This window comes from Moorena sp., assembly GCF_982860115.1.
The window spans coordinates 40,392-64,819 of the sequence record NZ_CEYLVT010000007.1 but is presented as its reverse complement, the minus strand read 5'-3'; the positions used below and the strand labels follow the sequence as shown (position 1 = coordinate 64,819).

Annotated in this window: 10 protein-coding genes and 1 pseudogene; 2 read left to right on the top strand and 9 right to left on the bottom strand. The window is 40.1% G+C overall.

Going from position 1 to position 24,428, the window contains the following annotated elements; genetic code table 11:
* Positions 1-299 precede the first annotated feature (299 nt).
* Positions 300-4,583 (top strand): SDR family NAD(P)-dependent oxidoreductase, encoded by a 4,284-nt coding sequence (locus AC4II3_RS02410; protein WP_488010175.1) that lies wholly within the window; start codon positions 300-302, stop codon positions 4,581-4,583.
* Positions 4,580-9,247, top strand: coding sequence for an amino acid adenylation domain-containing protein (locus AC4II3_RS02405; RefSeq protein ID WP_488010176.1), 4,668 nt, complete (start codon positions 4,580-4,582; stop codon positions 9,245-9,247). Before AC4II3_RS02410 ends, AC4II3_RS02405 begins: the two co-directional genes overlap by 4 nt.
* A gap of 101 nt (positions 9,248-9,348) precedes the next feature.
* On the opposite strand, the gene AC4II3_RS02400 is transcribed toward AC4II3_RS02405, so the two are convergent.
* The 9 genes and pseudogenes from AC4II3_RS02400 to AC4II3_RS02360 form a co-directional block, all read right to left on the bottom strand.
* On the bottom strand, positions 9,349-9,765 hold the full coding sequence (locus AC4II3_RS02400) for a nuclear transport factor 2 family protein (RefSeq protein ID WP_488010177.1): 417 nt from the start codon (positions 9,763-9,765) through the stop codon (positions 9,349-9,351).
* A gap of 97 nt (positions 9,766-9,862) precedes the next feature.
* Entirely contained in the window at positions 9,863-11,173 is a 1,311-nt protein-coding gene (locus tag AC4II3_RS02395; protein WP_488010178.1) for a phthiocerol/phthiodiolone dimycocerosyl transferase family protein, read from the bottom strand.
* Between the two features lie 331 nt (positions 11,174-11,504).
* The gene (locus tag AC4II3_RS02390) at positions 11,505-12,908 is read right to left on the bottom strand and encodes a cytochrome P450 (RefSeq protein ID WP_488010179.1); all 1,404 of its coding nucleotides are present in this window, start codon (positions 12,906-12,908) and stop codon (positions 11,505-11,507) included.
* Positions 12,909-13,000: 92 nt separating this feature from the next.
* Positions 13,001-13,495, bottom strand: coding sequence for a lipocalin-like domain-containing protein (locus tag AC4II3_RS02385; RefSeq protein ID WP_488010180.1), 495 nt, complete (start codon positions 13,493-13,495; stop codon positions 13,001-13,003).
* Between the two features lie 374 nt (positions 13,496-13,869).
* Positions 13,870-14,073: pseudogene (locus AC4II3_RS02380) on the bottom strand (IS701 family transposase); the annotation flags it as partial.
* 339 nt (positions 14,074-14,412) lie between these two features.
* The gene (locus tag AC4II3_RS02375; protein ID WP_488010181.1) at positions 14,413-14,667 is read right to left on the bottom strand and encodes a YbaK/EbsC family protein; all 255 of its coding nucleotides are present in this window, start codon (positions 14,665-14,667) and stop codon (positions 14,413-14,415) included.
* A gap of 1 nt (position 14,668) precedes the next feature.
* Positions 14,669-15,028, bottom strand: a complete 360-nt coding sequence (locus AC4II3_RS02370; RefSeq protein WP_488010182.1) for a tRNA-binding protein — start codon at positions 15,026-15,028, stop codon at positions 14,669-14,671.
* A gap of 233 nt (positions 15,029-15,261) precedes the next feature.
* Positions 15,262-16,011: a hypothetical protein gene (locus AC4II3_RS02365; RefSeq protein WP_488010183.1), complete on the bottom strand. Its 750-nt coding sequence runs from the start codon at positions 16,009-16,011 to the stop codon at positions 15,262-15,264.
* Between the two features lie 360 nt (positions 16,012-16,371).
* A complete protein-coding gene (locus AC4II3_RS02360; RefSeq protein WP_488013085.1) occupies positions 16,372-24,375 on the bottom strand; it encodes a thioester reductase domain-containing protein in 8,004 nt (2,667 codons plus the stop codon).
* Between the last annotated feature and the right edge of the window lie 53 nt (positions 24,376-24,428).

The following is a 24,428-nucleotide window of genomic DNA, read 5'->3' as shown; positions in this document are numbered from 1 at the left end:
AAGGTTTTTTATCACTGATTATCCGGACATGATATTACAGACTGCGGTCAGTGCTTTTCTGTATTTCCGCAGCATTGCGTCAGCAAAACAGGAAGCTAACTCCAACGCTCAAAATACCGTTTTGGGTAAGTTTGGGTAAGTTTAGTAGAACGGTGTTGTCAGAGCAATAATCCGGGGTAAATCGGTAAAGGGCAAGCCTCAAACGGCCTAAAATCCTTCCTAAACTGGTAGTCCGCCCCGATTTATTGAGCGGATACGAAAATAGTAACTGAAAATAGTAACTGGATAGAGGTGAAACTATGAATCAAGATGATGTTCGTCAGCCAAAAGAATTAGTAGAGGGAGAAATCGGAACCAAACATCGGCAGACATGGATAAAAGGGAAGCAAGTACAACTAACAGACATAGAAAGCGCCCTACTATTAATCCCCGGAGTAGAACAAGCTTATGTATTAGCTCATCAAACTTTATTAGTAGCTTATGTGGTAGTTGCCGGAGTCTGGAACCCCCAACAATTAAACTCCCAAATTGAACAGCAGTTACCTCCATGGATGATGCCTGGAGCTTATGTACCCCTATCCAGTTTACCTTTGACTGACAAAGGAAAAGTAGATGAAGTAGCATTAGAAGGTTTCCCAGTAATTGACGATAACGTAGTCCAACAATGGGAAGCCAAACTGAAAGCAGTCCCCGAAATAGAAGAAGTAGCAGTGGTAGTGCAACAGAAAACACTAAAATTATCACCATTGCATATATCAGACTTGCTCCCATCAGAAGAAATCAAACTGCCTAATAATGGTGCAACTCCTGTAGTAGAAAAGTCAGTTCGCACAACAGAATTACAAACCCAATCAACATCAGGAAAACTAGCCATCAGTGAAGCAGAAGCAATAAAGTGGCCGAAAGATGCACCAACTACTTTAGCACAAGCTTTAGAACGAGCAGCAAAACAGCATGGGGAGACGAATATAATATATATTCACTCAGATGGAGAAGTAATAACTCAAAGCTATAGTGAGTTGTTGGTAGAAGCTCAAAGAATATTAGGAGGGTTGAAGCAATTAGGTTTGAGACCCAAAGACAAAGTAATTTTTCAACTAGAATCAAATCAAGATTTGATCCCGGCATTTTGGGGTTGTTTCTTAGGAGGATTTATACCAGTACCAGTATCAATACCCTCTAGTTATGACGAGTCAAATAGTGGTCTGACCAAACTGCAAAATACTTGGACTTTGTTAGGACAGCCTCTGATACTCACAGATAAGAATTTAGCTCCATTAGTAAGTGGGTGGTCAAAACGTTTGAATTTAGGTAAGTTGGAGCTACAAACCATAGAGGAATTGCGGTCAAGTGAAGTAGATAAGAATTGGTATAATGCTCAGCCAGAGGATATAGCAATTTTCCTACTAACTTCGGGTAGTACAGGGGTACCGAAGGTAGTGAAGCAAAGTCATAAGAATTTATTAAGTTGTAGTGCAGCAGCAGTACAGATAAACAATTTGAGTTCTGAAGAAATTTCCTTAAATTGGTTTCCTCTAGATCATGTGGGTGGAATAGTATTGTTTCATATGAGGGATGTGTATTTGGGATGTCAGCAAATTCATGTACCAACACAGGAGATATTGAAAGCACCGACACGGTGGTTAAATTTGATGTCTCAATATCGCACAACAATTACTTGGGCACCTAACTTTGCTTACGGGTTAATTATTGATCAGCTTGAACAACAAGACAAAATAAGTAGTGAAAATTCTCAATGGGATTTATCCTCTGTAAAATTGATCGTCAGTGCAGGGGAAATGATAGTCGCCAAAACTGTCAGAAAATTCTTGCAATTATTGGCTAGATACAATCTTCCACCTCAAGTTATGCAGCCTGCCTGGGGAATGTCTGAAGTTTCCTCAGCAATAACGTTCTCGAAAAACTTCTGGTTAAACTCAACAGATGGTCAAAAATTTGTAGAAGTAGGACCTCCCATTCCTGGATTTACCATCAGAATAGTTGATAAGGAAAACCAGATAGTCTCAGAAGAAATAACTGGGAGGGTGCAAGTCAAAGGCGCATCAGTTACCTCCGGTTACTATCAAAATTCCACGGCAAATCAAGAAGCTTTTACAGCAGATGGTTGGTTTAACACAGGAGATTTAGGCTTTCTGAAAAACGGGTGTTTAACAATTAACGGACGACAAAAAAACGTAATTATTATCAATGGTTTAAACTACTATAGCCATGAAATCGAATCAGTCGTAGAAGAATTACCAGAAATAGAAGTTTCTTACACCGCAGCTTGTGCCGTACGGAAAACTAACAGCAATACGGATAAATTAGGGATATTTTTCAGTAGTTATAAAACCGAAGATACAGAGTTATTAGGTTTATTAAAAACTGTCAGAAAACAGGTAGTGAATGGAATGGGAGTTAATCCAGATTATTTAATTCCCCTAGACAAAGAATTAATTCCCAAAACTTCTATCGGTAAGATTCAACGAGCTTTACTGATTAAAAAATTTGCCACAGGAAAATTCCAAGAAATTTTAAAACGGGTAGATTTAATTACCGAAAATAATAACACAATTCCTGACTGGTTTTATCAAAAAACATGGCGACGAAAACAAGGAAATTATCAACCACAAAAGTTAGCTAAAATTGGGGTAGTTTTAGTCTTTTTAGATGACTTAGGATTAGGTGAAAAACTCTGTCAAAAATTAGAGGAAAATGCTCAAGCTTATGTGCAGATAGAATTAGGAGAAACCTTCAAAAAAGTCAAAAAAAATCACTATATAATTGCTCCAGATGTTCGAGAAGACTATCAACAATTATACCAATCTCTAGCAGCAGAAAATATCAAAATTGGAGCTATTATTCACCTGTGGCATTATGATAAATATACTACTGGAGAAATTACTGACACAGAAACTCTAGAAAGAGTAGAAAAAACAGGAATTTATAGCCTTTTATTTATACTGCAAACTTTTGGTAATCAGAAGGAAAATGATCCTGTGCGATTACTTTATGTTGCTAATCAGAGTCAATGTCTGAATTCCAAAGAAGTTATTGCCTATGAAAAAGCAACAGTACCAGGTTTGTTGAAAACTATTCCCCAGGAAAACCCTGAGTGGGATTGTCGGCATCTAGATTTACCACAAGAATCATTAGAAGTCAATAGCAATACGATACTTGAGGAACTAACTATTGATGCTAAAGATTCAGAAGTAGCTTATCGAGATGGAGAGCGTTGGGTATCAGGTATCAAGAAAATTAACCTGCCTTCTTTACCATTAGAGCCATTACCATTCAAAGCAGGAGGAACTTACCTGATTAGTGGAGGGTTAGGAGGAGTTGGTGTGGAAATTGCCAAGTATCTCCTGGAAAATTATCAGGCTAAACTATTGCTGTTAGGCCGTACACCCCTACCAGATAGCAACAGTTGGGAAATTTCTTTACAAGAAGGAGGTAAACTAGCAGAGAAAATCAAAACTTACCAACAATTACAAAAACTAGGTGGTGAGGTGATTTACCAAGGGGTGGATATTGGCGATCAAAAAGCAGTACAGGAGGTAGTACAGCAAACCTTGTCTGGATGGGACGTTCAACAACTGGATGGGGTGATTCATTTAGCCGGAAGTTACCATGAAAGTTTACTGAAAGAGGAAACAAAGCAGAGTTTGGCAACTTTGCTTCATCCTAAAGTTCGGGGTGCTTGGGTATTACATCAGCTGGTACAAAAACAACCTGATACCTTGTTTATCAACTTTTCTTCTGCCACTGGTGTCTTTGGTGGTGCGACAATCGGTGCTTACGCAAGTTCTAACAGTTTCCTGGAGAATTTGACTCATTATCAGCGCTCTCAAAGAGGGTTAAAGAGTTATTGTTTTGCTTGGACAACGTGGTCAGAAACTGGTATGAGCAAGGGATACCAAATGAAATATCTCACCCGCGCTCAAGGTTATTCTGATATGAGTGTTTCACAAGGTATGTCTTCAATGTTAGCAGGGTTATGTCGTAACCAAGCTTACTTAATGGTGGGTTTAGATGGTAGTAATCTTAATATCAGAAGGTTGACTTCTACTTCAGATAGTTTGCAACAATTAACAGCTTACTGGACTACTAATGGTAAAGGTAAACCCAATGTGAGTCTTCTCGAGCATCAGGTACAGGATGCGGTGGGTAAACCTAGTAGTTGTGCTGTAGTGGAATTGGCAGAAATGCCTTTGACTGAGGATGGGGATATTGATATCGGTTTACTTTTTGAGGGTAATTTGGGTCGTTTAACTCAAGAAAAGGTAAAGCCCAGGAATGAGATGGAGCGTCAAATTGCTCAAATCTGGCAGGAACTGCTTGGGGTGTCCCAGGTGGGTATTTATGATAATTTCTTTGAGTTGGGAGCAAATTCACTTGTGGCTACTCAGGTGATTTCTCGCATCCGACAGGCTTTTGGGAAAGAACTAACTTTGAAGCGTTTATTTGAGTCACCGACTATTGCTGAGATAGCCAAAATATTGGAAGTACTAAGTCAACTAGCAACAGAAGAAAACACATTAGAATCTGAAACAGAAGTAGACTATGAGGAGGAAGCATTATGAACACAATTGATTTCGTGTCTTACTTGCAAAATTTGGGTGTTAAGTTGTGGATAGATGGAAAGCAACTCCGCTATCGTTCTCCAAAGGGAGTAATAACCCCAGAACTTAAAAAGAATATAGTTGATCGCAAAGCAGAAATCCTAAATTTGCTTAGGGAAGCCCAGACAATTCATCAATCTGTAGCTACCTCGATTCAGCCAGTTTCTAGGGAGCAAGCAATCCCGTTATCATCATCACAACATAGGCAATGGTTTCTAGAAAAAACTGGGCTAACGAAAACTGCCTATCATGTACCATTACTAATAAGTATAGTAGGTAAATTAGACTATCTAGCACTGAAAAAAACTTTCAACCAAATCATTGCTCGCCATGAAGCTCTGAGAACTACTTTCAGTGAAATCAACGGTACGCCAGTACAAGTAATTACTCCCATTTCTGAACTAGAACTACCTTTAATCGACCTAAGTGGGTTAACAGAGGCCGAGCAAAAAATCAAACTAGCACAACTAATCCTCCCAGAATATACAAAAACATTCAATCTAGAAGTAGACCTTCCCATACACGCTCACTTGTATCAACTAGGAGCAACGGAATACAGACTGTTTATAATGATGCATCACATAGTAATTGATGGTTGGTCACTTGGTAATGCATTAGCAAAAGAACTCTCAGCCATTTACAATGCTACAGAGCAAGGCCAACCATGCCCATTACCAGACTTGTCTATACAATATGCAGACTTTACAGTTTGGCAAAGGAACTGCTTGCAAGGAAAAACTCTAGAAAGCCAACTAAGTTACTGGAAGCAAAAGCTGCAAGACTTACCCCAACAACAACTCCAACTACCCAAAGACCATCCCCGACCTGCAATCGAAACTTTTCAAGGGGGTTTTGTTCCCATATTTATACCACCAGCAGTAACATCAAAAGTAAAACAATTCAACCAAAAACAGGGAGTCACCTTACAGATGACCATGTTAGCGGTCCTCAAAATCTTGCTTTATCGTTACAGTGGTCAAGATAGTATAGCAGTAGGTTCTCCCATAGCTAACCGCAACTTCAGTGAAATAGAAGGATTAATTGGTCTTTTTATCAACTTCGTAGTCATGTACACAGACCTGGGAGGGGAACCTAGTTTCACAGAAGCATTAAACAGAGTCAAAGAAACAGTCCTAGAAGCTTCTGATAACCAAGACATACCCTTTGAGAAATTAGTAGAAGAGTTGCAACCAGAAAGGTCTCTATCCAAAAATCCCTTATTTCAGGCTGGGTTTATGATTCACAGCGACGAAGCATATAGACCACCCTTCAACTTACATAACTTAGAGGTCAATCTAGCTTGGGACGAGTTATTCAGCTTAGGTAATGACAACGGGACCGCCCGGTTCGACTTTGAAATAGGTCTGTGGGATATAGGAGAAGTAATTGCTGGACATTCTGCCTATAACCGAGACTTGTTTGAGGCCGAAACAATTAGCAGGATGCTGTCACATTACCAAAACTTGCTATCAGCAGCAGTAGAGACTCCAGAGCTACCTATTAGCCAGTTGCCATTAATGACAGAGCTAGAGCTAGACCAAATACTGGTGGAATGGAACAATACGAAAACAGATTACCCAGATGACAAATGTATCCATCAGTTATTTGAAGAGCAAGTAGAGAAAACCCCAGATGCAATAGCAGTAGTATTTGAAGAGCAAAAGCTGACCTATTCAGAATTAAATAACAAAGCTAATCAACTAGCCCATTACTTGCAAAAATTGGGAGTAGTTCCAGAAACCCTAGTAGGTATCTGTGTAGAGCGTTCATTAGAAATGATAGTAGGTTTATTAGGGATACTCAAAGCTGGAGCAGCTTATGTACCACTAGATCCAACTTATCCCCAAGAACGCTTGGAGTATATGTTTAGTGACTCGGAAGTATCAGTGTTACTAACTCAAGAACAATTATTAGCTCAACTTCCTCAACATCAAGCCCAAGTAGTTGTTATAGATAGAGATTGGGAAAAAATAGCCACTGAAACACCAGAAAAAGTAGAGAGTGAAGTCAACCCCCAAAATTTAGCTTATGTAATTTATACATCAGGTTCCACAGGTAAACCAAAAGGAGTATTGGTAGAACACAAGGGATTGTGTAATCTGGTGGCAGTTCAAATTCAAGGGTTTCAAGTCAATTCAAACAGTAGAGTGCTTCAGTTCGCTTCATTAAGTTTCGATGCCTCCATCTGGGAAATAGTTATGGCTTTAGGTTCAGGGGCAAGCTTGTATATGGGCAGTCGAGAGACGTTAATGCCTGGAGCTATTTTGAGTCAGTGGTTGCAGGAGAAAAAAATTACCCACATCACGATTTCCCCCTCAGAGCTAGCAGTGATGCCCAAAGAGGAATTACCAGACTTAAAGACTATAGTTGTGGCAGGAGAAGCTTGCCCATCAGAGCTAATATCGCACTGGGCAAAGGGGCGACAATTTGTAAACGCTTACGGACCAACAGAAGCTACAGTATGTGCCACAATGGCAGAATGCTCACCAGAGTCTTCAGTGTCACCTATCGGTCGTCCGATCGCCAATACTCAAATCTACATCCTAGACAGTAATTTACAACCAGTACCCATAAGAGTAACTGGAGAAATTTATATAGGAGGGGTAGGTTTAGCTCGTGGGTATTTCAAGGGAGAGGATTTAACAAATCAGAGATTTATTCCCAACCCCTTTGATAAATCAAACGTCACCCCCAAGGAGGGAAGTCAAAGGTCAAAGTTATATAAGACGGGAGATTTAGGCCGTTATCTAGCTGATGGGAATATAAAATTCTTAGGGCGGATAGACGAGCAAGTAAAAGTGGGAGGATACCGGATAGAAACTGGAGAAATAGAAGCTACCTTAACTGAGCATTCGAGTGTTAAGCAAGCAGTAGTAGTAGCAGCAGAAGATAAGTCAGGAGACAAACGTCTAGTAGGATATATAGTACCTGAAGATATTGAAAGCAGCATTACATTAAACCCAGAACTATCAAACACTCAAATCAAAAGTTGGCAAAACCTATTTAACCAACAAATTGAGGAACAAAATAGTGCAGTCAAAGACCCATTATTCAATACCTCAGGTTGGCCTAGCAGGTACGACAACCAATCATTACCAGAAAGTCAAGTGCGAATCTGTGTAGGGGATATTGTCACTCAAGTATTAGCACATAAACCAGAGAGTGTATGTGAAATAGGTTGTGGTACAGGGTCGCTACTATTTCAAATCGCCCCCCACACACAAGCCTATTCTGGTATAGATATATCTAATATTTCACTAGAGTATATCCAAAAACAAATACTCCAGGAACCAGAGAAATATGCTAATGTCAATCTAGCACAGAAAAGAGCTGATGATATCGGTGAGGAGATAGCACCTCAAAGCTTCGATGTAGTGATTTTAAACTCGGTGATTCAATATTTTCCGAATGTAGAGTATTTGTTAGAAGTAATATCTCAGTCGATTCCGATCGTGAAACCAGGAGGAATAATTCTTCTAGGAGATGTGCTGAGTTTACAATTGATGAAAGCATTCCACAGTTCGGTGCAACTGTATCAAGCAACTCCATCACTGTCGCAACAAAAACTCAAGCAAAATATAGATACAAAAATGGAGCAGGAGACAGAGTTGTTTGTATCACCAGAGTTGTTTGTAGCTCTCAAAGAAAAACATCCAGAAATAACTCATGTACAAATACGTTTACAAAGGGGAAGTGAACCAAATGAATTGAATACATATCGCTATAGCGTACTATTGCATATAGAAGCTCAACCAGCGTCAGTAATAGTAGAGACTGCAGAAAGTGGAGCAGATATGAGCGATAAAGAGATAGAAACTTATCTGCGAGAAAAGCAGCCAGAATCAATTTGTTTTAGTGGTTTAGTAAATGGCAGAGTGGCTAGGGATCTAGGTTTAGTTGAGTTGCTATCACACTCAGAAGAAAAACTGAATGTACAGCAGTTGAGGAAAAAGTTAGAATCAAAGCAAGTTAATGGCATCGACCCAGAGAGGTTATATGAACTGAGTTCAGATTTAGGGTATAGCTTAGAGTTGTGTTGGTCTGCTCAGGGAAGTCCTGGATTGATGGATGGGGTATTTGTGCGCAGTGAGTTAGCAGCAGAGGGGATAGTGTTAACACCACTAACTCAAAAATCTGTTGTAGCAGGTGACTGGCATCATTATGTGAATAATCCCTTGAGTTCCCAGTTGAGAAAGCAACTGATATCGCAATTGAGAGAATATCTGGAGTCGAAGTTGCCAGAGTATATGATGCCATCAGTGTTGATGGTGTTGTCGCAACTGCCACTGACTCCAAATGGCAAAGTAGATCGTCAGGCATTACCTATACCAGGTGTGGACAGTAGTGTGTCAACGAAGTATGTAGCTCCTGAGACAGAAACACAGAAGGCATTAGCGGAGATTTGGAAAGAAGTTTTGGGAATAGATAAGGTGGGGATATATGATAATTTCTTTGATTTGGGGGGTAATTCTTTTATGACAACTCAAGTTCTGTCTCGGATACGAAATGTTTTGAATCTAGAGTTATCTATAATTAACCTATTTGAAAATCAATCTATCGCTCAATTAAGCACTAACATTGAAGCGATATCTCTGTTAAAAGCATCTGCCAAACCAGGACGCTGAACCTTAACAACTACAGGAATTTTCTTTTTCTTTTTAAGGACAAATAGAATTGGGGGCAGATCAAAATTGACCTGCTCCCAATATAACTACCTATCCTAACTTTATCCCTGATAGCCAAACATTCCAACTACGGCAGTATTAAGGACCTGCTCATACTTTATGATTTGACCACCAGAGATAGTAAATACGGAGACCTGATTTAATGACGCCTCATGATCATTTCCCGTTGTTTCCTCGTTGTACGTAACTTTTTCCCAGCCAGTGACCACAACTTTGTCGCCTTGAGCTATATAATCTGTAGAGACGACTTGAGCCGCTTTGATGACCTGGCCGGCAAGTACGAAAGTCTTGTCGAACGCATCTACACCTTTGTATGTACCAAAGAATAATACATCTGGAGAAGATGACAGAAGCCATTCAATATCCTTTGATACTTCTTCCATCTCACTCGGTAACTTACCTTGTTCGTATTGTTCAAAGAAACTCTCCACGATTTTTATATTTTCTTCTGGTGTCATGATTTGTTACCTATATTTTTCATTGCTCTATTTTAAAATTATCATACATAATAGTTTTTATTTACTATATTTTACATTATTTTACATTTTTTTTATATTATATTTTTCCCTTGCTAGCATCATCTAGATACGACAGGGCGCTATCTACAACAGTTTCCATTGTCTCCTGACTAATTGCAGGTAGAGAAAAGGGGAAATGCAAAAACATTTTTCCCTCGAAGGTTGCAACATTTCCTATAAAACACCCCTCAAATGTAGCTGGTGAGGCAACAAAACGGATTTCTGAGAGTTCAAATTGACCGTAAACTTTGGGAATGTTTACTCGACCAATATTGGAAAGTCCCACTGTTAGATTTACTTGACTAGGACGAAGGATCATAATATCAAGAATCTTTCTAATAAATAACATTTCGATGAAGATATCGTTACCCTTTAAGCCAGATTTTAGCTGTTGGATCGCATTCCGAGCTAATTCCCAAAAGGATGTATTTGTGTCTAGAGTATGAAATGAATTTACACCAGAAAACAGTGTCCCCATTTGTTCATTGCCGACTACTGGTTTCAAGTATTTGCGTACATTAACATAACTCCGGCAAGACATGCGTGTTTTCTGCTCTGGCCTTATTTTTCTCCCTGCGGCAAACATCATTGCTGCGCATAAAGCACCTTGTACTGTTGTCTTTTCTTGACGGCAGCGTAGAATTAGCTGTTGAGTAAAGTCGGCATCTAAGTGTCTATATACATTGCCACAACGGCGTGACTCAAGAGGTACAGACTTTTCAATACCCAATTTTTCTGGTCGGTACCAAAGCACTTTTAACTGAAGTCGCAGCAAAGACAACAGGACCTTGATCTTACCCCTGAAGCCTTTGGTTGATGGGGGAAATAATTCATCCATAGATGGAAGCGTCGGTAAGCTCGACACTGGAGCGAGCTGTTCGCCAGAGGCAATTTTCGAGCAGTAACTCAAGATCTCTGAATATAACTGGATACTTGATAAAGCATCCGCGACGGCGTGATGTATTGTGATTATCAGATGACTAGAACTTTTTTCACCAATCTCCTGTTCTTGTAGCAGTACAGCTCGCAACAGCACTTCACTACTCTCAATTTGGGTGTTTAATTCTTCCAGAACTGTGTCTTGCCATTGTCCCTCATGCTGCTTATCCACAACTCGCAAAGGAATTTTTTGAGCACCAGTTTCAAAACGAAGATTATCAAAATCACCGACTATACGAGAATTAAGCCGAGGGTGACGGTCTTGAATAAGCTCTAGGGCCTGTCTGAGAATTTCTTCACTCAGGGGACCCAATATGCACCCGTTAACCACCACATTTGATGAACTAGCAAGGCGATTCAATATTTCCGCTGTTTGCTCTAATGCACAGAGTTTTCTATCATCAATCATGTATATATAGGGTTTGGTGAAAAAGTTTTTTTATTTAGGTAGGGAGTAGTAAGTAGGGGCGATTCGCGAATCGCCCCTACAATAAAAATGGGAGTTATAGAGTAAGGTGGTTGAAAGAATGGTTTCTTAATTTGTCTTCCTCGCGTTACCCCAAAATGCTGATTTTTTTTCAACCTCTAGAGCATTTTGCAAGTTTGTCGAAAACTGCTTCAGAAAACCGATATAAAACAAAACTTCAAAACAAGTGACATTTTAATGTTTACTTCCTCGAATTTATCCCGCTAAACATTCATTATTGCGGGAGAAAGAAAATGTCAAGCTGGTATCGCTTCTATAAAGCAGCAGCCAGAGGTGTTGCTTGGCGCGATCGCTGACCTTTCATTACCATTTTCACATCCCCAGCTGGCGTGATATTAACACCTCGGCGTTGAGGTTTAACGGGTTTCTCCTCGGCCAGTTCTAGCTTATAGTTTGATAGAATAGTTGCCAAAACCAACTTCATTTCATATATGGAAAAAGCATCGCCAATACAGCGACGGCTTCCACCGCCAAAAGGCAGAAACTCATAGTTAGAGTATTTACGTTCTAAAAAGCGCTCCGGCTTAAACTGCTTCGGTTCGGGATATAAATCCTCGCGGTGGTGAGTGAGATAAACACAAGGAATCAACACTTTTCCCGGGGGCAAAGAATAACCCAATAATTCAACCTCCTCTTGCACAACCCGTGGGAACAAAGTTATTATTGAGGGATAAATGCGCAGAACTTCATTGCAGAAAGCAGTCAAATAAGGCAATTTAACAATGCTCATCGGCTCAGGGTTTTCCTCCAAAGTATCCAGTTCTGCTAATAGCTTTTTCCCAACTTCAGGCAGATGATGAATCCAGTACAGCGCCCAAGTCATTGCCGTTGATGCGCTTTCCTTACCTGCAATCAGTAGAGTCATTAACTGATCCCTTAATTCGACATCATCCATGGCCTGACCTGCTTCATCCTGGGTTGCTATCAATAGGGATAGGATATCCGTGCGGCTGGGGTCTGGTTGCTGCCGTCGTTCTCTGATTTCCGTGTAGATAATTTCGTCAACTTGGTGCATTTCGCGACAAAAGTATCCCCAGGAAGTCAACGGGCCAAGGTCTTTTTGCAGTATGGGGAAAAACATCCAAATGGAAGTTAAGGGAGAATCAAAAATCTCCGATAAATTCTTCAAACTTTGCTTGAGGAGTTCTGCTCGTTCTCGTTGCTTGACGCCAAATATGGTCTCTAAGATTATTTGTAGGGACAGTTCTTGCATGGCAGTAGAAGCCGAAAATATTTGACCCATTTTCAATTGACCGATCGCCAAAGATGCCTGGTTGCACATTATTTCACCGTAGAAGTGCATGCGAGCGCCATGAAAGGGAGGCATTAGCAGCTTGCGCTGACGCTTGTGGCTACTTCCCGATGCAGTCACCAGTCCGTAGTCCCCTACAAAAGGACGCATAAACCCATTCAGTTCTCCGGGGGATGTAAACTGCTTGGGATTCATAAAAATCTGCTGCAATGCTTGGGGGTGGCTGACGAATATGAGAGGTCCGCTAAAACCAGCAGCAACACTCAAACCAAGAGTATTTGCCTGAAAAATATCCCCATACGGCTCTCGGGCGGCTGCTTCCAGATAGCCTAGGGGATCGGCTAAGGAATGGAGTTGTTGCAAAAGTTTGGGAGTTTTAGGACCATCAGGTAGTTTCTTCATCATTTTGCCTCCTTACTATTCAATATAATAGAAATAAGAGAAGTCAGTCTTTCTTCTTGTGAAAAAGACTCAATTTGCTTGTCACCCAGTGATTCCTAGGAAACACGTTGCCAAGTAGTGCAAATGCTATTCTCTGCACCCGCATATGATGTAGTGAGTGCAAGTATATCTTCTGAAATCTCAATAGTCCGTTCCATATCTACACCCATCCAATCTGGAATTATATGAACTTCAACATGGTGAATAATTTTATTATCTCCTCTAAGTTCATATTTACCAATAAAGGCAGCATATTTGTTCCCTGCCTGAACATATCGAACAGTTGCTGTTATATACTTAAAGATATTTGCTATTAAGTTTGGTTTTCCACCATACGCCATCTTCTGGACTTCTGCCATAGGTAATCCAAGATTCAAGCGATTATTACTCACCATTGAGGATGATACATGTCCATCCTGAGTATATATGATGTAGCCTACAGGATTTTTGCCATAGGGATAACTGATTTTTTGTTCTTTATCTACAGATTCCACTTTGACAAGTTTCCAGGTTCCGACAATAGCATCTTTTGAAACTATACTGTTTGTCATTTTCGTTCCTTAATTCCTTGGTGCTTTCAAATGAGTTATGCCTAAATATAATATCATTATTCTTTGATTAAGTCAATGGTCTAAAAAGTTCAAAAATTAATAATTAGGACTTGCTGAAAAAGTCTTTTTTAAGGAGTAGGGTAGTAGGGGAGTAGGGGAATAATATCATGTCCGGATAATCAGTGATAAAAAAGTTTTTGTTTGTAGTTGGGCTTCAGCCCGAACTGTAGATAGGGCTAAAGCCCAACTACAAGCTTTAATCAGGACTTACGCAAAGACACTATATATAGTGCATAACAAATCAGAGCAATCTTCAACTGTAATTCTGTGCGATCGCTTAACTATCTATATTAAAAAACTTCTGTTATTTAGAGTTAAATGAATTTAATTTTAATTGAAGGATATTTCAATTCTGATCCCAGATAATCTGATAACAATTCATGCTTAACTTGATAAATAGTTTTTCCTATTTTTACTGATAATATGCATAAAAAGTTACACACTAACATAGCACAGGCTATGTGATTTTTTTGAATTTTACCGAGACGACATTGGCAAAACTCTATACCAGTCAATCTTATGCAACCCAAAATCCTAACACGCATGAGCATGAAGTAGCTCAAAAACAGGTATTTCTGACGATAAAAAAGGCTAAAACCTTTATATATCAATGCTTTTAGATTTGATCAGCAAGCCCTACATAGAGCGAAAATCAAATATATTAACGTGTCTTTGGACTCCTCGTTAATTTTGTTGTTCAGGCGATCGCTAAGGGGAATCTAGCCAGGAGCGCCAATACGGAGAGAGTCTCAAGACTTAAAACTATATATAGTCTATTTCCGTTACTAATGTTGAGAATAAACTATATCTAGTGTCTTTTTCTACATGATAATAATTTTCTTGTTTAGGCGATCGCTCTATTTGCCATACGCTATATATAGTTTATTTGCGTAAGTCCTGTTTAAGTCTAGTGTCTTTGCTACTGGAATTATCGCAACAATATGACTTGAAAATTCACTTGCTACAATGAGCGTTTTGAATACTTCATTACTGTCTAACCCTAGTAACTCTATAGCTTCCTTCCCAAATGCTTTGACACCTTTTTGATGCTTGTATTTGTGGACACTAAATTTGATATTATTTTCTTTTAAGAAGTCTACCGCAGGAGTCATACTATGCTAACCTTTCGCCATTTGTCACTTGTGAACCGGGTTCGATCAAGACTGTTCCAGAGTCTTTACAGACTATTGCTAAAACTAACACTTCCGATTTGACCCCCGCAACTCTTCGAGGTGGAAAATTAACAACAGCACATATTTGCTTGCCAACTAATTCACTAGTTTCGTAATTCTCAGTTAGCTGCGCTGAACTTTTTTTTATGCCAATTAAATCCCCAAAATCAATATCCATTTCATATGCTGGAATCCTAGCCTTGCTGTTTAATTTAGCAGATAGGACTGTTCCAACACGGATATCCACCTTAATAAAATCATCGATAGTAATTTCTTCGGACAGGTTTTTGTTAGCGTTCACTTAATTTACTCCTACACAAAATTATTCGGGGTTGCCAATCTTGGCTATGATTTTTATTTAATGGCAATAATGCTCCGCATCCCTATCACGATCGCCTAGCTATTAATCAATAAGCATTTTAGATTTGGCCAAATTTAGGTTTCATAGCTTGATTGAGCAACCCCCAAAATTATTCTTCAGAAAAACTAAGCTGAACTCTTATAGTCCATAGGAGTTCTAGCTTTATTAGTTAATCACTTTTGTGACTTAATTGACTCGCACCAATTGTAGTTTATTGCATAGGCATTAATAAACTCATTAACAAACTCCTTAATGTTTTCATCAGGGACTATCTCGGATACCATACGCTCCGTCATTTCTATATGGTAAGGTTCTGCTGGATCGGCTCCTCCAACATGAAAACTAAAATAGATTAAGTCGTCTTTTTTCATTTTGAATAGGTTTAATAGGCTACCCCAGAGTGAATCAATCATAATTCCAGCATGATTTTCAAAAGCTACCATATATGCACATCTTTTAAGATGATTTAGCGATTCCAGTCCAGTAAGCAATTCATTTAGGTATGAAACTGTTGCACTTGAATATAACGGTTTAACGTCCTTGCCAGTCATATTTTTGATATCTTTCCTTAGCATATTGGCATGAAAATTTGTGCTTGTATTTAGTATTTTTGCTAGTCCTTCATTTCCGTCGTGCCGAACAATCGCATGACCGCCAGTTTCATCCCAACACAAAAAATTTCCCACGACTGCTGTATACTCAAATCTAGGATCAATATCTTCATTGTTCTCCATAGCATTTATAATCTGAGCTTTTTGTGCCCCAGCTTGTAGATATGGAAATGCTTGTGACATTGCAAAATACTGTGATAGTACCAGTTCGGAGTTTTCTATATTGATTCCATGTGATAGAGGATGAACAGCAAAACGTTCTTGAATAATATCTTCTATTTTAGATGAAATGACCTTGTATTTTTCTGACATTTTAATCTCCTGTTTATTATCTATAGAAATTACGCATAAACGCTATTGGTAGGGTGTATTAGCGGTAGCGTAACGCACCAATACTCCATATATAGTACCTTTGCGTAACTCCTTTTATTATACTCCAAAAGTTAGGATTTTCGGTTGACTATTGGCTGAAAAATCAAGAGATAATTCTTCCTCCTGCCCCCTCTAAATTCCTTACTCCTGGGAGCATCCCATTTTGGAAAAAACATTACCAACAGAACGACATGGCAAGGGTTTCAGCCATATTAAATGAGACAAGTCGCCAAAATGGGATGCTCCCTTACTCCTCCTGTCTCTTATCCTCACCCATAAGACTTTTTCAGCAAACCCTAATTAATTCTTCGGTAAGTTTAAAAAACCACTTTCGTTCAAATATGAAATCATTTTTTCTAGGTATGACTTGTCTATAGAACTAAAGGTGATTTCACTTTCTAGCAACCCATTCTGAGTATTGCAAGAATCAATAATAACTTGTTTGGGCGGTGCATTTACGGTTACTTGTAGGTGTTCATAAAATAGGTTGGACTGTTTGTCTGTCATATTTTTTATTTGAGAACTAAGCCCAAAAATGTAAGGATGCAAAGCATTTTTTGGATAATTTGATAAGGCGATAACCCAATCATTTAATGGAACTTCCTTAATAGAGGAATATATAGAGGAAATCCCAGCAAATAAATTGTTAAGAGATGTGGGTTGGGGATTGATTACATGAAATGCTTTACCAAAAGATGTCTCTTGCTGAGACAAATAAACAATTGCTTGACTTATTTCATTTACAGGAACCCAGTTGTCTACTAATTCACCATCCTCTAAAATAGGCACCATTCCTAATTGGATACAACCTTTAATATAGCGACAAATTCTATCCTTAATATTGCTAACACCAGTATTCCTATCTGCTGTTATCATTGGTACGCGATATACACAGGTTGGAATCCCTCGTTTACTTGCTGCCATTACTAACTGATCCGCTACCCATTTACTTTGCCCGTAACCACGCTTCAGATTATGAGCTTCACCTAAGGAGTCGGATTCAAGAATAGTTATACTTTCAGAATCACTAGATACCGAGAACAGTATTTCAATAGTAGATATAAAATGCACGGGTTTTAAATGAGTTTGACTCGCTAATCTTAAAACCTCTTGAGTTCCTAGGACATTAGCTGCTTTGAGTATAGCGTAGTGGTTAATATGATTAACCCAAGCTCCATTATGATAAATAACATCAATTTGGTTGGCAAGGAAGTTAAACTCTTCTGTGGACAGTCCGAAAAAATTACTAGATAAATCTCCTACTATAGGGATAACTCTGGAGCTAAATTTTTCCTCATCCAAGAGCAAATAATAGTCTAGTTTATCTTTGAGTTTCTGTTTAGCTAAATCAGCATCATTCGCCCGAGTTAGGCAGTATATATTTGCCGAAGTTTTTTGTAATAATTCATTAAGCAAATAAGCTCCAAGAAAACCTGTTGCTCCTGTCAAGAAAATGTTTTGAGGTTCAACATTATGACTATATGTAGTCTTAGGAATAATAGTCGGGTCTAAAATTGCTTCGGTATTAAAATCAATTTCTTTATGAAACAAGTTATTACTTTGAGCCTCTTGAGCGTCTGTTAAGTTTAATTGTTGGGCTAAGTAATCCACTAGCTTATTAATTGTAGGATAATCAAAAGCCAGAGTAGAGGGAACCGCACAATTCAAGCTACTTTGCAACTTATTCCTCAACTCCACAGCAGTCAAAGAATCCATACCCAAGTCAAAAAACTCTGTTTCCAAAGCAATTGATTCAGGATTATTAATTCCCAATACATTAGCCATCTGACGACACACATGAGCCACCAACAACAAGCGACGCTCACTGGGTGGTGTAGCCTCTAGCTTTAACAGAAAATCTGAGCTGGATTCTTCTGCTACCTCCAATATAGTTTCCTGCCAATCTTCCAAGAAAGACCACTGGGCTACTCTTTCCTGCCACCTTGACCATTCAATGGGAAGTACCCCTACTTCCACATCTGGACTACTCATCAGTAGCTCCAGAGACTCTAGTACCTGAGCTGGAGGTATCACACCCATACCTTGCTCGGATGCCTGAATATCCACACCTAGTTTAGCTGCCGCTCCCACTTGAGAAACAGCTCCCCAATGAATGCTCAATCCTGGCAATCCCATCCCGCGACGATAATGGGCTAAACCATCCAGAAATCCATTAGCTGCCGAGTGATTTCCCTGACCCGGTGAACCCCACAGAGATGCTACCGAAGAAAACAGTACAAAAAAGTCCAGGGGTTGGTTTTGACTCAATTGATGCAAGTGCCAAGCACCTTGAACTTTAGGAGCCATCACTTTCTCAAAGTTAGACCAAGTCTGGTTTTGTAACACTCCATCCGACAACATCCCTGCTGAATGGATTACTCCTGCTAGGGGTATCTTTGACTCCTCAATCTTGTGAAACACTCTGGTCATCGATTCGACATCAGACACATCGGCTTTTTCCACTACCACCGAAGCTCCTGCCATTTCTAACTCAGTTATTTTTTGACTGGTAACATCATCTGGTGAACGGCGTCCTAGCAACACCAAATTCTTGACTCCTTTATCTACCATCCAACGAGCCACTAATAAACCTAAACCTCCCATACCTCCTGTAATTAAGTAGGTAGCATCCTCACGGAAACTCAGAGGCTTTTGAGTAGTACCATCGGCAAGTTGTTCTGATATAGCTTCCTGATGATGACTTGCCACCAATCGAGCCACATAACGCTCATCTCCACGCCGTGCTACCTGGTCTTCGTGATCCTCCGACCAAACTTCCTGGAATAGTTCCTCAGCTTGAGTCTCTATCGTCTCCTGTGGGTCTAAATCTAGACGCACACAATTGAGTTCTGGATGTTCTAACCTAATCACTTTCCCCATAGCCCACAGTGAAGATTGGGCTACTCCTGGTATGACTGGATTATTTGACGGTACTGGTTGAGCACCATTGGTTACTAACCATAACCGAGGTGATTGAGATAACTTAGCTTTGACTAAGGATTGTACTAAAGATAAGGTAGTCCCACACCCTAGCTTCGATAAATTTCTTAATTCCTCAGAGCTAATATTTTTACCCACCCCGGCTTCAGTGGTCCAACATTGTACTACTCCAGATAAAGATGGTGATTTGGTGACTACAGTTTCTATCAGTTGCTTAAATTCTTCTGGATGATGAGGATTAATAGTAAATTCTGACGGGGCAAGCTGTTGATATTTCTCTCCGGCAAATACTAAGGTACAAACGTCTCCTGCTGAACGCAGGTGACTAGCTAAGTGTTGAGCAATTCCTTGTTTGTCTGCTAGTATCAACCAGTCCTTCGGTGCCAATGATGTTGGCTCTGAACTCATTGGCTCTGCTCGGGCAACAATCACCGCTTGTTTCGCCAATATTTCTGCCATTCCCTCTACTTCTGGCAGATTGACTACTTGAGTAAAACCTGTTTCACTCAACGCCTTTTTCCACTGCTGGAGATTCAATAGGGGATGGTCTGATCGTAATTCATAATCAGTGAATTTCCACCATCCTTCTAATAATCCGAAGACTAAATCAACCGATCGAGCCCTAGTTGTTGCTTCATACAAGACCAAGATTCCCCCTGGTGCTAACAGTTGTCGCACATTGGATAATGTCTGCTTTATACTGCTGGTAGCATGGAGAACATTAGCTGCAACAATTACATCATACTGATGAGATTTAAATCCCTGGCTGGTTGGGTCTACCTCAATATCTAAGGTTTGATAGCCCACAAATTGATAATCCTGGAATTTCTCTTGAGCTTTATTTATAAACAATGACCCGATATCGGTGAAGATATATTCTGTTTGATTGGGATTAAGATGGGGCAGAATATAACTTGTAGTCCCTCCTGTTCCCGCTCCGATTTCCAACAACCGTATCCCTCGACTCGATGGTAATTTCTCAATAGATTTCGTGATGACTTTTTCTACTATCGTATTCATCACTTGCGGTACTTCCGACTCTTCATAGAGTTGGGTTGCTGTGCTTATATCTCCTTGAGGAAACACCAGTTCTAGTGGGTCAATTTCTCCTCTTAGTACTGCAGCTAGTTGAGATGCACAACGGTCTAATAGTGTTAAGGTTGCTGCTTCTTCTGGATATTGATTCAGTAAACTCTGGTTTTTTTGGGTAGGGTTGACTTTCTCTAACTCTAAGGTTTGTTGCACCTGCCACTGTTTTTGATTAGGCTGGAGTATTTCTACTTCTGCTAGGATCTGTACCAGACGCTGGAACAGTGGTCGCTGACCGGGAACTATACCTAAACGTTCAGCTGCTGCCTCCAAGTCAAAGCTCTCTGTTGGCTTATATGACCAACCCATTGATACCAAAGCTTGCACTACATAATCTACGCTTAATTCTTCTATGCTCCTTCCTACTTCTGAGGTACGAGCATTATCTATCTGATTTACCAATTCTGTGAGGTTAGGAGTCAGTTTCTGCTCCATTTCTAATGGTTTGATCAGGAAATCAGGAGGTAACAATCTGCCTAAATTACATTTAGCCCTCCAGTCTACTTCATAGAGCCAGTTAGTTATTGATTCCTCTTCTATTCCTAGTAAAGTCTGTTGAGTCCCCAGTTTTACTTCTAAGCCTTTAAATGTGGCAATAATTTCTTCTTCTGGACTCACTAGCGTTATTTGAGTAGTCCAACTTTTTTGACCTTCGAGCTTTGGTTGAGTCACTGATGCGTAAGCCCACAGGGAAAGCCCTGGACTACGATATACTTTAAACTCTTCTACACCTACTATCAAATAAGTTTTATCGCCGTCTACTTCTGGCAGTATATGACCGATTAACTGCAAAGCTGTGTCTAATAATGCGGGATGGAACTGATAATCAATTGTTTGTGCTATCAATTCTTCGGGTAACTTAATCTGAGCTAATGCTTGGTTTTCACCAGACCACAACTTTTCAATGCCTTGAAAACTACTGCCATAATCAATCCTGAATTGCCGAGATTGTTGATAATGCAGTTTGACTTCTATTGGTTGACTACACTCTGCTTTGTATTTTTCTAGATCTACTTTAGTTGAAGTTGTATCTGTTTCGGCAGTTCGGATTTTTCCTGTGGCATGGAGTGTCCATTTCTGTTCCTCTTGATTCTGTTGTTCCTGTTGAGAAAATATTTGGAATTGGTAGCTTTGGTCGTCGGATGGAGTGATTATGGTTTGGGCTGATATCAATTCTCCAGGTGGTAAAATACATCCCCGCTGGATGATGAAGTCTTCTACTACTAAATGAGGAGTCTTAAATCGATAATTTCCAGCAGCTTGAGCCATTTCTAGGTAGGCTGTTGTAGGAAATAGTGCTTGATTAAATACTCGGTAGTGGCTAAAGTAGGGTGGGGAGTCTTCCCCTAGTAATGATTGAAAAATTTGTTGCTCACCCCCACAATTTAATCGTTGACCCAACAGGGGGTGGAGATTTTTTCCGCTTGACCAATACTGTTTTTTCAGGGAATTATTGTTTGTATCTACCCAATACCTTTGTCTTTGAAAGGGATACGTTGGCAACGCCACCTTCTGACGAGTATAATTTTGGTCAAATCCTAACCAATCTACTTTGACTCCCTGTACATATAACTGTCCTAAACTGGAGAGCATCTGTTGCCATTCTTCTACTCCCGGACGCAATGATGGTAACCACACACCTACCTCTTCTGGTAAACATTGCCTCCCCATTCCCAACAATATTGGTTTGGGTCCGATTTCTAGGAAAGTATCACAGCCTTGCTGGTTTAACTCGTTTATTCCTTGAGCAAATCTTACCGGTTGGCGCACATGACTCACCCAATATTGTGCTGTGGCTATGCTTTTGTCTGCCTTGGTTCCTGTGAGGTTAGATATTATTGGTATTGTGGGTTGATGGTAGGTGATTTGATTGGCTAGAGTTTCAAATTCTGCCAACATTGGTTCCATCAATGGTGAATGGAAGGCATGGGATACTTGTAGTTTTTTGGTTTTGATTCCGGCTGATTCGAGCTTAGTGGTAATCGCTCCTAATGCTTCTGATTCACCAGAAATTACGATACTTTGGAGGCCATTAATGGCTGCTATGGCTACTTTTTCTCCCAGAGACATCGCCTCCAATGTCTCCAGGACTTTCGACTCTGAAGCCATAACTGAAACCATCTTGCCACCAGCCGGTAATTTCTGCATTAACCTTCCCCTAGCGGCAATTAGTTTCAAGCCATCTTCTAAACTAAATACTCCCGCTACCGTTGCTGCCACATATTCACCCACACTATGACCCATGACTACATCTGGTTTCATTCCCCAGGATTGCCAGAGTTGGAAGAGAGCATATTCTATGGCAAATAGTACCGGTTGGGTATAGGCTGTTTGGTCTAATAGGGATGAATTGGACTCATTTACGTCTGCTGGATAGAGAATGTCTCGTAATGAAGTTTCCTGGAAAGTTTCAACACTACTAAGAATTTCTTCACATTGGTGAATTGCTTCACGAAAAGTGGGAGCTTGTTGATACAACTGCCTTCCCATGTTCACATATTGGGAACCTTGTCCTGTGAAGAGGAAAGCGATTTTGGATACCGTGGTGTTATTTGTCAGTTCTCCTGAGTAGATTCCCGCTACTTCTTCTCCTTCTTGGTGCTGTCGGAGTTTTTCAACTAATTCTTCTTGTTGGTTGGAGGTGACAACTGCTAGTCTGTGGTGGAACTGGGCACGTCCTATATTAGCTGTATAGCAGACATCAGCTAGCCCTAATTCGGGATGAGTTTTTATATAATTTTGATAACTATTGACTAACTCACCAAGAGCAGTTTCAGTTTTGCTTGAGAGAGTTAATAGATGAACTGTACGTTCTACGTAATCTTCGCTGTTGCCTGTTGCCTTCCCCTCTTGGGGGGACACAGGGGGGTTTTTTTTGTTACCTTCTCTTGGTGCTTCTTCTAAGATTAGATGAGCATTAGTTCCACTAAAACCAAAGGAACTTACGCCAGCAATGCGACTTTTTCCATTGGTTTGCCAAGGGGTGAGTTGAGTTGAGACTTGTAGAGGTAATTGAGACCAATTAATATAAGGATTAGGCTGGTTAAAATGCAGTGATGGTGCTATTTGTTGATGTTGCAGTTGTAGGACTAATTTCATCAAACCTGCAACTCCTGCTGCTCCTAACGTATGACCAATGTTGGTCTTAACAGAACCAATGATTAAAGGTTTCTCTTGAGAGTGAGTTTTGTTAAATACTGTTCCTATGGCTTCAGCTTCAATAGGGTCTCCCAAGGAAGTTCCTGTACCATGAGCTTCAATATAACTGACATCTCCTGGGTCTACTCCTCCATTTGCCAACGCCTTGCGGATAACAGCTACTTGAGACGGACCACTAGGAACCGTTAAACCACTAGTATTACCATCTTGATTGATGGCACTGCCACGAATTACTGCCAGAATATTGTCCTGGTCTGCTAGTGCATCTGATAAACGCTTGAGTACAATAACACCGCATCCTTCCCCACGGACAAACCCATTAGCTGAAATATCAAAGGTCTTGCACCGACCATCAAAGGATAACATACGAGCCTTAGAAAACATAATGTTAAGCTCTGGAGAAATCGATAGACTCACTCCTCCTGCCAGAGCCAGATTGCACTCTTGATTTCTTAAACTTGAACAGGCTAAATGGATACTTACTAATGAAGAGGAGCAAGCTGTGTCTACTGCTAGATTAGGTCCGATTAGGCCCAGGATATAGGAAATTCGCCCTGATGCTGTGCTGTTGGCATTACCTATACTTACATAGGCATCAAATTTTTCTATACCTTGAGCGAATACACATTGGCTATAGTCATTGCTACCAATACCAATAAAGACACCTGTTTGGCTGCCCTTCAGCTGTTGCGGATTTTTTCCTGAATTTTCCAGGGCTTCCCAACTAACTTCCAGGAGTAACCGCTGTTGAGGGTCTAGATGGATTGTTTCTTTGGGAGAAATACCAAAAAAATTGGCATCAAACTCCTGTACTTGGTCAATAAACCCTCCATGGGGACTGTACATTTTGCCAGGAATTTCTGGGTCTGGGTCGTAATAATCATCAAGATGCCATCGGTCTTCTGGTACTTCAGCGATCGCATCTACTCCATTTTGTAAATTATCCCAGAATGCTTCTGGAGTAGATGCACCTCCAGGGAAGCGACAACCCATACCAATAATGGCTATTGGCTCTGTAGCTGCTGCTTGAATTTGTTGTAGTTTTGCAGTTGCTTGTTTAATTTTAAGCAGTAGACGTTGCTCATTTGAGAGTTTTTGAGGTGAGTTAAGTTCCATCTTTATTTGTCCTGTACTGTTGATTACAAGTAAGTAGTATCAAATTACTTACT

Bases quoted from the DNA above. Each gene is read 5' to 3' on its own strand.
- AC4II3_RS02410 (WP_488010175.1), top strand. From the start codon at position 300: ATGAATCAAGATGATGTTCGTCAGCCAAAAGAATTAGTAGAGGGAGAA.
- AC4II3_RS02390 (WP_488010179.1), bottom strand. From the start codon at position 12,908: ATGATGAAGAAACTACCTGATGGTCCTAAAACTCCCAAACTTTTGCAA.
- AC4II3_RS02400 (WP_488010177.1), bottom strand. From the start codon at position 9,765: ATGACACCAGAAGAAAATATAAAAATCGTGGAGAGTTTCTTTGAACAA.
- AC4II3_RS02365 (WP_488010183.1), bottom strand. From the start codon at position 16,011: ATGTCAGAAAAATACAAGGTCATTTCATCTAAAATAGAAGATATTATT.
- AC4II3_RS02375 (WP_488010181.1), bottom strand. From the start codon at position 14,667: ATGACTCCTGCGGTAGACTTCTTAAAAGAAAATAATATCAAATTTAGT.
- AC4II3_RS02405 (WP_488010176.1), top strand. From the start codon at position 4,580: ATGAACACAATTGATTTCGTGTCTTACTTGCAAAATTTGGGTGTTAAG.
- AC4II3_RS02385 (WP_488010180.1), bottom strand. From the start codon at position 13,495: ATGACAAACAGTATAGTTTCAAAAGATGCTATTGTCGGAACCTGGAAA.
- AC4II3_RS02395 (WP_488010178.1), bottom strand. From the start codon at position 11,173: ATGATTGATGATAGAAAACTCTGTGCATTAGAGCAAACAGCGGAAATA.
- AC4II3_RS02360 (WP_488013085.1), bottom strand. From the start codon at position 24,375: ATGGAACTTAACTCACCTCAAAAACTCTCAAATGAGCAACGTCTACTG.